This is a genomic window from uncultured Stenotrophomonas sp., assembly GCF_963519125.1.
Lineage (GTDB): Bacteria > Pseudomonadota > Gammaproteobacteria > Xanthomonadales > Xanthomonadaceae > Stenotrophomonas.
Window position 1 is genome coordinate 157,266 of the sequence record NZ_CAUQLJ010000011.1, and the last position, 9,268, is coordinate 166,533.

Annotated in this window: 8 protein-coding genes and 1 pseudogene; 3 read left to right on the forward strand and 6 right to left on the reverse strand. The window is 67.2% G+C overall.

Annotation, left to right across the window (positions count from 1 at the left end; translation table 11 throughout):
• Window positions 1-54 precede the first annotated feature (54 nt).
• Window positions 55-2,160 (reverse strand): hypothetical protein, encoded by a 2,106-nt coding sequence (locus RYM47_RS11655; RefSeq protein WP_315388058.1) that lies wholly within the window; start codon window positions 2,158-2,160, stop codon window positions 55-57.
• Between the two features lie 400 nt (window positions 2,161-2,560).
• On the opposite strand from RYM47_RS11655, the gene RYM47_RS11660 reads away from it, so the two are divergent.
• Window positions 2,561-2,923, forward strand: coding sequence for a helix-turn-helix transcriptional regulator (locus tag RYM47_RS11660; protein ID WP_315388060.1), 363 nt, complete (start codon window positions 2,561-2,563; stop codon window positions 2,921-2,923).
• Here RYM47_RS11660 and ung read toward each other — a convergent pair.
• The 5 genes from ung to rhlB all read right to left on the reverse strand — a co-directional run bounded on the left by ung (window position 2,901) and on the right by rhlB (window position 7,902).
• The gene (gene ung, locus RYM47_RS11665; protein WP_315388062.1) at window positions 2,901-3,635 is read right to left on the reverse strand and encodes a uracil-DNA glycosylase; all 735 of its coding nucleotides are present in this window, start codon (window positions 3,633-3,635) and stop codon (window positions 2,901-2,903) included. The genes RYM47_RS11660 and ung overlap by 23 nt on opposite strands.
• Window positions 3,632-4,474: a response regulator gene (locus RYM47_RS11670; protein ID WP_315388063.1), complete on the reverse strand. Its 843-nt coding sequence runs from the start codon at window positions 4,472-4,474 to the stop codon at window positions 3,632-3,634. The genes ung and RYM47_RS11670 overlap by 4 nt, the downstream gene beginning before the upstream one ends.
• 13 nt (window positions 4,475-4,487) lie before the next feature.
• The gene (ftsX, locus tag RYM47_RS11675; protein ID WP_315388064.1) at window positions 4,488-5,438 is read right to left on the reverse strand and encodes a permease-like cell division protein FtsX; all 951 of its coding nucleotides are present in this window, start codon (window positions 5,436-5,438) and stop codon (window positions 4,488-4,490) included.
• Window positions 5,435-6,121, reverse strand: a complete 687-nt coding sequence (gene ftsE / locus RYM47_RS11680; RefSeq protein ID WP_070207341.1) for a cell division ATP-binding protein FtsE — start codon at window positions 6,119-6,121, stop codon at window positions 5,435-5,437. Before ftsE ends, ftsX begins: the two co-directional genes overlap by 4 nt.
• Window positions 6,122-6,201: 80 nt before the next feature.
• Window positions 6,202-7,902, reverse strand: a complete 1,701-nt coding sequence (gene rhlB, locus RYM47_RS11685; RefSeq protein WP_315388066.1) for an ATP-dependent RNA helicase RhlB — start codon at window positions 7,900-7,902, stop codon at window positions 6,202-6,204.
• Between the two features lie 530 nt (window positions 7,903-8,432).
• On the opposite strand from rhlB, the gene trxA reads away from it, so the two are divergent.
• A complete protein-coding gene (gene trxA, locus RYM47_RS11690; protein ID WP_315388068.1) occupies window positions 8,433-8,762 on the forward strand; it encodes a thioredoxin in 330 nt (109 codons plus the stop codon).
• A gap of 223 nt (window positions 8,763-8,985) precedes the next feature.
• Window positions 8,986-9,268 (forward strand): annotated as a pseudogene (locus RYM47_RS11695) (transcription termination factor Rho); the annotation flags it as partial.

Below are 9,268 nucleotides of genomic sequence, written 5' to 3' on the forward strand. Positions count from 1 at the left end.
CATTGCGACGTTGCTGTCGGCGCGCCATCACGGCGACGCACCGGATGAAGACGACTAGTACGCGGCCGGGTCGGCGCTGAAGATCACCGGGACGGTGATCGTCGCTGTCCCGCCGTTGATCAGGTCCACGCCCAGGCTTACCCCGTTGGTCCCGGCGGCACCGCCGCTGGCCGCGCTGCAGACGCTGCCCGCCGAGGCGGTGCAGGTCCATGGCGCGCCGAGCGTGGCGCCCGCCGGCAGCGTGTCGCTGACCTGCGCAGCCGTAACCGGGTCGGGCCCCGCATTGCTGACGGTGATGACGTAGCTGGCGGTGCCACCGGGCGTGTACGTGCCGCTTCCATCCGTCTTGGTGATGGACAGATCGGCCTGTCGCGTACGGTTGGTGATCCGGCAGACCACATTCAGTGGCTGCGCCGACAAGGCCGGCGACGTGAATGTGAAGTTCTGGCCGGTTCCGCTGCTCAGCGTGGTGCCCGCCTGGTCCTTGCACTCCCAGGTGCTTGCGTAGCGCGCCAGCACGGTGGCGGTTCCGGCGGTTTCCGCAAGGGTGTACGCCGTTCCGGGCGTAGTCACCACCGCCGTGGTCGCGCCGTTGTTGCCCACGTTGGCAACGCTGGCGAGCACGGTTGCCCCCTGCGCGACACTGAGGTTGAACACGCCGGTGTCGGTGGTCGGCGCCAGCGTCTTGACCAGCTGCACGGTGGCCGCACAGCTCTGCGAGATGCTTTCCACGGTGAATACCGCCTGGCCGATGCGGATGCCGAGCAGGCCCAGCAGGTTGTCCACAACGCCGCCCAGAACCGCCGAAAGTACGGGTGCGACCACCGCCGTGACCACCGGCCGCAGTGCCTGCAGCAGGGTGCCCACGACCGCATTGACGATGTTGCCCACCGGCAGTGGCAGCACGATCAGGTTGTTGATCAAGCGCACCACCGGCGTGCCACTGGTGATCTGCAGTTCAAGCGAATTCACCAGGGAAGTCACCAGCGCCGTGGCGCTTACTGTGCCGCTGGTGAGGGTGCGGGTCTGCTTGAAAGGACCGGTGAACACCACCGACTGCGTTGGCGGTGTGGCAGTGGCTGCCGCGCGCAGCGACACGGTCAGCGGTATGTCCACATCGGCCACCTTCAGGCCACCGAGCAGGTTGACGCCCACCGTGACCGCCAGCGAGGTTGCATTGATCGGGGTGACGCTGGCCGGGGTCAGTACCGCGTTGCGGTTGAAGAACACCGCGTCGCTGATGGTGCCGATGTACAGGCTCACCAGGCCCGGGCGCGCCTGCAGGGTCACCGCATTGCTGGCCAGGTTGACTGCGTTGATGGTGCCCTCGGCACGCGCGATGTCGGCATACACCGACAGGTGCAGGAGCGAGGCGGTGATGTTGGTGCCAGCCAGCGACACCAGGCCGCCGATGTTGAGCCCGTTGAGCGCGGACACCAGCGGCGCGAGGGTCAGCCCCTGGGCGATATCGAAATCGAGCTTGAGGCGGATCGCCGCGCTGTGGAAGCCAGTGCCGACCGGGCCGCAGTTGTAGGTGGGCGGCTCGATCACCTGGGCCCAGATCCGTACATTGGCCAGCCCGCCCAGTCCGAGCGGCGCCAGCTGTGCGGTAGTGAGGGTCACCGGCGTGGGCGTGGTCACCACGTTGCGGAAGTTGTACAGCTGCACGCCACCGGTGATCAGGTCGAGCACGTCCAGGTTGACGTTGGCCAGCGACCCGGGCGGCAGGCTCACCTGCAGCAGGTCGGCCAGGCGGATGTTGCCGGTCAGGCCGCCGATGGAGGGGGTGAGCAGGTTCAGCGCATTGGCCGCTGCGGTCTGGCCGTCGGCCTGCAGCACGGACACCAGCGCCGCCTGCAGTTGGGCCAGCGTAATGTTCGCATTGAGCACCTGACTGGGGTCGCTTACGACAACTCCCCCATTAAGTTGCGTAATCAGCGCATTCAGATTTACATCGGCGGCCGCGATGCTGTTCCAGTCCACCGCCGTGAGATTGATATTGGTCCCGGGCAGCAGCGTGGAAAACAGCAGATTCAGCACGGGACTCTCGGCGCTGCTTACCTGGACCAGCCGCGGCCCGGCAGAAACACAGGCGCCGTTGGCGGTGCACGCGTCCTGCGCCTTCACGCTGGATACTGTGCCGAATAACGAGAAAGCCATCACAAACAGCAGCAGGACATTCGGAAACCTGAATCGCCCTGACGCAACGTTCACACTCAACACATTATCCATTTTCCGTCCCCCTGCGCCGAGCTGCACTGCTCCCGCACGGTTGGCGAGCCAACCATGGGACGCATGCAGGACTGCATTTTTCGACGTTTTTTGAATAGCCGGCGATGTGTGGCCGGTTTCACAATTAATTACGTCGGCGAACGGATAGACGCAAACAAGGTTTTGTGAAGACCGCAGTTAGCAGTACTGACGTTCACGGGGGAAAAGATGGGAAACCCTTGGGCGGCAGACACGGACAGCGATTCTGTACATTCGAAAAAAAGAATCACTGCCCGGTTAGTATCGATAACTACCCATCGCAGGAAGGACACGCAAGGGAGAGATTTCAATGCTGTCGATGTCGGATCGAATTCGAGCAGCAAGGACCACTGCAGGGCTTTCACAGACGCAGCTGGCCCTGGAAACCGGAGTGAAACGCAGTGCGGTCGCGCAGTGGGAGCGAAAGGAGGGCACTACCCCCAGCGTGACGCATCTGGCACAAATTGCCGTGGTCACCCGCGTACGGTTCGAGTGGCTGGCAACCGGAAGGGGATGTGCCAAACCCGATGGCGAAGGCCTGCACGGCACCGTGCAGCCGAATGCGGATTACGTACAGAACGACCTGGAAGGCAACATCCTGTCGCTGGTGCGGCGCCTGCCGCCGCGCAAGCGCCGGATGGCCCACGCCATCATCGAGATGCTGGGGGTGTAGCCAGGTCCAACGCCGCCCGCGGCGGCAGTGACCAGTCGACGCGGCCCAGGCCGCGTCGCTCCAGGTAGTCATTGGCTGCGGAGAAATGCCCGCAACCGAGGAAGCCGCGGTGCGCCGACAGCGGCGAGGGATGCGGCGACTTGAGCACGCGATGGCGGGACGTGTCGATCACCTTGCCCTTCTGCTGCGCGTAGCTGCCCCAGAGCAGGAATACCAGGCCCTCCCGTTCGCGGTTGAGGGTGTCCACCACTTGGTCGGTGAAGCCTTCCCAGCCACGCTTCTGGTGCGCGCCAGCCTGCCCTTCTTCCACGGTCAGCACCGCGTTGAGCAGCAGCACGCCCCGCTGCGCCCACGGCAGCAGGCAGCCGTGGTCCGGACGCGGCAGGCCAAGGTCCGACTCAAGCTCCTTGTACATGTTCAACAGCGACGGCGGCACCGGCACGCCCGGCATCACCGAGAAACTCAGGCCATGCGCCTGGCCGGCGCCGTGGTACGGGTCCTGACCCAGGATGACCACCTTCACCTGCTCGAACGGGGTGGCGTCGAAGGCGGCGAAGATCTGCGGGCCAGGCGGAAACACGTGCGCCCCGGCCGCCTTGCGCTCGCGCAGGTACGCCGACAGCGCGCGCATCTCTGGACGCAGCAGGTAATCGCCGATGCGGGCCTTCCAGCTCGCTTCCAGCTGGATGCCCGCCTGTACGTCGTCGTTCATCGCGCGCCGGGTTTGTCGCCCAGGCGCGCCAGACGCAGCTGGAACAGCACCTTGGTGACCAGCAACCGTTCTTCGATCGGCTTCTGCACCAGGTCGTTGGCCCCGGCCTGGAGCAGGCTGGACTGATTGAGCGGGTTGCCGTCGCCGGTCATCACCAGCACGGGCAGGCGGCGCTTGCCGTAGCCGAAGTCCACGCGCACGCGCTCGACCACGTCCAGGCCGCTGAGCTCGCCCTTGAGGGTCACATCGGTCAGCACCAGGTCGATGCGGTGGCTGCCGCGGCCCAGCGATTCGGCGGTAAGCAGCGCGAACGCTTCCTCGGCAGTCATCACGTGCAGCACGTTGAGGCTCTGGCGCTCGAGCATGCGCTTGGTCGCCTCGGCGACCACGCGGCTGTCTTCCACGTACAGGATGGTGGCGCCGGGAATGGTTTCCGGCTGCACATAGCCCCGGATGAAGGTCGCCAGTGCTTCATGTCCCAGCGCCTTGTCGAAGTAGTCGGTGACGACATCGGTAAAGCGGCGCTGCTCCAGGTGCTGCTGGGCGTCGCCGGAGACCACGATCACCGGCACATAGGCCTGCCCGGCGGTTTCACGGACCAGCCGCGCCAGCGCCAGCCCGTCGCCGTCGCTGAGCGTGAGCGAGGTCGTGACCAGGTTGACCGGCCCGGCCTCGAGCGCCATGCGCGCGTCTTCGATGCTGGCGCAGCCCACCACTTCCACGGCCGGCAGCTCGCGCCTCAGCACGTCGGCGATGAGCTTGCGGACCAGCTTGGAACCGTCGACCACCATGACGCGCGGCGCGTCGTCGACCAGGTGCTTCAATACTTGCGGACGCATGCAGGATGGGCCTTCAGGTTTCGGTCGGACGGGTCTGGCGCAGGAAGTGTCCCGTCACCAGCCACGCGCCCAGCCAGCCCAGCACTACAGTGCCGACCAGCACGAGCGAGGAATGCAGCAGATCCAGCCCGTGCAGCACGAACGGGCTGGCATAACTTTGCGACAACGCGGCCAGCGGCGGGCGCAGGGCCAGGCCGGCAACGCCAACCAGTGCCAGCGCCAGTGCACCGGCGCCCAGGCCGTACCACGCGCCCAGGTACAGGAACGGACGGCGGATGAAGCCGTCGCTGGCGCCCAGCAGCTGCAGCACGCCGATTTCGTCGCGTCGTGCCTGGATGTCCAGGCGGACCGTGTTGCCCACGACCAGCGCAGCACCCAGGCCCAGCAGCACCGACAGCACCTGCACCAGCCGCGTGCCGAAGCCCAGCCAGGCGTCCAGGCGTTTGCGCCACAGCGCGTCGTGCTGCACCAGGTCGGCCTGCGGCAGGCCTTCCAGCGACTGCGCCAGGCGCGCATCGTCGGTGCGGTTGGCGGGGGTGATGATCAGAAGTGAGGGCAGCGGGTTGTCGTGCAGCGCATCGATCGCCTCGCCCAGGCCCGCGCTGTCGCGCAGTTCGCCCAGCCCTTCGTCCGGTGAACGCAGGGTCACGCCGGCCACGTCGCCACGGCCGCGCAGGGTGTCGGCCACCTGCTTTGCAGCTGCGGCGTCCACGTCGGTTTTCAGGAACAGATTGATGTCGCGCGACTGCTGCACGCTGCCGGCAAAGTGCTTCAGGTTGTCGAGCGCGATCGACAGGCCCAGCGGCAACGCCAGCGCGAGGGCCATCACCATGATGGTCAGCAGGGTCGCCCAGGGCTTGCGCCAGGCGCGGCCCAGGCTGAACACCACGCTGTGTCCATGATGATGCAGCCACACGCCCAGCCGCGACGGCGCGGCGGCTTCCTTGTTGGTGGCGGTACTCATTCGGCCAGGTCCTGCGGCGAGATGTCGTCGATCAGTTTGCCGTGGTCCAGGATCAGCACGCGCTTGCGCATGGCCCGCAGCAGCGCCAGGTCGTGGCTGACCACCAGCACGCTGGTGCCGCGCGCGGGAAGTTCGGCAAACAGCGCCATGATTTCCGCAGCCAGGGTCGGGTCGAGGTTGCCGGTGGGCTCGTCGGCGACCAGCAGCTTGGGTTCGCCGACGATCGCACGGGCGATGCCGACGCGCTGCTGCTCACCGGCCGAGAGCTGCGAAGGCAGCGCTTTTTCGCGGTGGCCCAGGCCCATGCGTTCAAGCACGGAGCGCACCCGCTTGCCGATGTCGCCGCGCCGTGTACCGCGCAGGATCAGCGGCAGCGCGACGTTCTCGGCGATGCTGCGGTCCATCAGCAGGCGATGGTCCTGGTAGACCGCGCCGACCGCACGGCGGTGATGCGGGATGTCGCCACCGCGCACCTTCAGCAGGTTGCGTTCGTCGAACACCACCGCGCCGCGGCTGGGCCGCTCGTCGAGGTGGATCAATTTGAGCAGGGTGCTCTTGCCGGCACCGGAGTGCCCGGTGACGAACAACATTTCGCCGGGCGCAACCTCGAAGCTGACGTCCACCAGTGCCTGGTGGCCGCCCGCATAGTGTTTGCTGACATTGTCAAAACGCAGGACGCTCATTCCCCGATTATGCAGGAGCGAAGCGACGGCGTGGGGATGCGGTGGCGCCCGTCCAACCGTTGGGCGCCACCGTTGATCGGTCAGCTGCCCGAGAGCATGCGGCGGATCTTGCGGCCGATGCGGGTCAGGAACGAAGCGCCCGGGTCCGCGGCCGGTGCCGGGTTGCGCATCGACTTGGCGGTGACCTGCACCGGCGTCACCGGCTGGCCAGCGCCGCCTTCGGCGGTTGCACCCTCGACCGGACGGCCATGGCGACGACGACGGCGCTTGCGCGGCGCGCGCTCGCCTTCCACTGCCGGACTGCTGGCAGCCGAGGGTGCAGCGTCCTTGGCAGGCTGCTGCGGCTTCGGCGCGCCTTCGGCGGCCGGCTGTTCGCCTTCCACACGCGGCTTGCGTTCGCGACGCGGCTTGCCATCGCTGCTGCGCTCGCCCGGGCCACGGCGTTCGCCACGGCCACCGGACGGCTTGCCACCGCGGCCACTGCCACCGCCACGGCGTTCTTCTTCGGCCGCACGCGCTTCGCGCGCTTCGCGGAAGATCTGGCCGACGCTTTCGTTGTCGTCGGTTTCGCCTTCGGCCAGCGGCGCGCGCTCCGGGCGCGGCAGCGCGGTAAGGATCTCGCTGGTGACCGCTTCGACCGGGATCTTCTGCTCGATGTAGGCCTCGATGTCCGGCAGGCCCATCGCATAGCGCTCGCAGGCGAAGCTGATCGCGTCGCCCTCTTCGCCCAGGCGCGCGGTACGGCCGATGCGGTGCACGTAATCTTCAGCGTCGAACGGCAGGTCGTAGTTGTAGACGTACTTGATGCCGTCGATGTGCAGGCCGCGCGCGGCCACGTCGGTGGCCACCAGGATTTCCAGCTGGCCCTTCTGGAAGCGGTTGAGCAGGCTCTCGCGCTTCTTCTGCGGCACGTCGCCGGACAGCACGCCGACCCGGTAGCCGGCCTTTTCCAGCGAACGGGCAACACGTTCGACGAACACCTTGGTGTTGACGAAGACCATGGTGCGCGCGCCTTCGCTGCGCGACAACAGGCCAAGCAACAGCGGAATCTTCTCGTCGTCGGCCGGGAAATAGATGCGCTGGCGCACGCGCGCGGCAGTGATGGTCTCGGCTTCAACCACCAGCTTCTGCGGCTCGTTCATGTGCTCGTAGGCCAGCTCCAGCACGCGATGGCTGAGGGTGGCACTGAACAGCAGGGTCTGGCGGGTGGTGCGCTCCGGCATGCGGCGCAGCAGGAAGCGGATGTCCTTGATGAAGCCCAGGTCGAACATGCGGTCGGCTTCGTCCAGCACGCAGATCTCGCAGGCGTGCAGCGACACCACCTTGTGCTGCTTGACGTAGTCGATCAGGCGGCCCGGGGTGGCGATGATCACGTCCACGCCCTGCTGCAGCAGTTCGCGCTGCTTGTCGTAATCCACGCCGCCGTAGACCAGCGCGAAGCGCAGACCCAGGTCCGAGCCGAACTTCACCGCGTCCTTGTGGATCTGGATCGCCAGCTCACGGGTCGGTGCCAGGATGAGCGCGCGCGGATCTTCCGGCTTGCGGTCGGCCAGGGCCGGGCGGGTCAGCAGGCGGTTCACCACCGCGACCAGGAACGCCAGGGTCTTGCCGGTCCCGGTCTGGGCCTGGCCAGCGACGTCGCCGCCGGGCAATGCCACCGGCAGGGTCAGCGCCTGGATCGGGGTGCAGCGGGTGAAACCAGCGCCTTCAAGGCCCGCCTGCAGGGCCGGATGCAGCTCGAAGGAGGAGAAAGTCAAATCGGTCAGCGGTTTGTCGCTCATGAGTCCGTCTTGGTAAGGCCAGCCGACGAAGAGCGGGTGGCTTGCAATCTTGGGGGGCACCGTCGCCACTGCGGGCCCTGCGCCGGGGAAGGCGGAGGCCGGACCCGACCGGGTCCCGGGGCGCCGCACAATGACCCAGTTTAGCGCAAACCCGCCCGGATACCGGCCCACCCCGTCGCACGCCCTTCTGCGACACCACGTCCGCCCGGTAGAGCCACGCCTTGCGTGGCTGTCCTCCCACCCCCTTCACCCCGCCAACCCCCAGTTGAACGCCCCGCGCACCCGCTCTGGAACCGTCAGCCCCTACCCCCACATAGCTGAAGCCACCCCCGGCAAATCGCGACCGCTGTCACAGGACAATTCTTTCCAGCCGGCACCTGCCACCCCGCGACGATAGGGGTACACTGCCGGCCGTGAGCGTCCAGGCATCCATCGGGCGCACCGCCGACGACCCCAGGGGGAACGAGGCAGCAGAGCGGATGAGGTCTTTAGTGGCCACGTCCAGGTGCACTCCAAAACGAGAGACCAAGATGAGCGACAAGGTTGTACACGTCGGCGATGCCGACTTCGATAGCACCGTACTGAACTCCAAGGAACCGGTCCTGGTCGATTTCTGGGCCGAATGGTGTGGTCCCTGCAAGATGATTGCCCCGGCGCTCGACGAGCTCGCCGACGCGTACCAGGGCCGCGCCAAGATCGTGAAGGTCAACGTGGACAACAACCGCGCCCTGGCCGCCAAGTACCATGTCCGTTCGATCCCGTACCTGGTGGTGTTCAAGGACGGCGAGAAGGTCAACGAACAGATCGGCGCAGTGGGCAAGGCCCAGCTGGCCGGCCTGCTCGACAAGGCCCTGGCCTGATCCACCCCGGCAGCCGGCCCAGCCGGCTGCCCCGCGGGCCCCACGCCCGCATGAATGATCCTGCCCCACCCGGCTTGCGCGCCGCCGCGAGCCGGTGTTAGTGTCGGCACATCCGGCCGCATTCGCGCGCCGCATCTTCTGGACGACGTCTCTTTCCAGAATCCCTTCCCAACGTTCGCCGCCCCTGCCGGGCGCTCGCACCTTCCAGCGAGGAATTCAGCACTTGTCCGATATCACTACTTCCGAACCCGGGAGCGCCGACGCGCCCGCCGAGAAGCGCGTGCGCAAGCCGCGCGTCGCCAAGGCCGCTGCTCCCAGCGCCGACACCGGGTCCACCCCCGCCCAGAACGCCCTGCCCCTGGCTGCCGCGCCCGCCGCGCCGGCGCCGGCTGCTCCGGCACCTGTGCAGGCTCCTCCGGCACCGGCCGCGTCCAGCGGCGATGCCCCGGCCGCGCAGGGCGGTGGCCAGGACGCCGGCGACGGCGGCCCGCGCAACAACAACAACA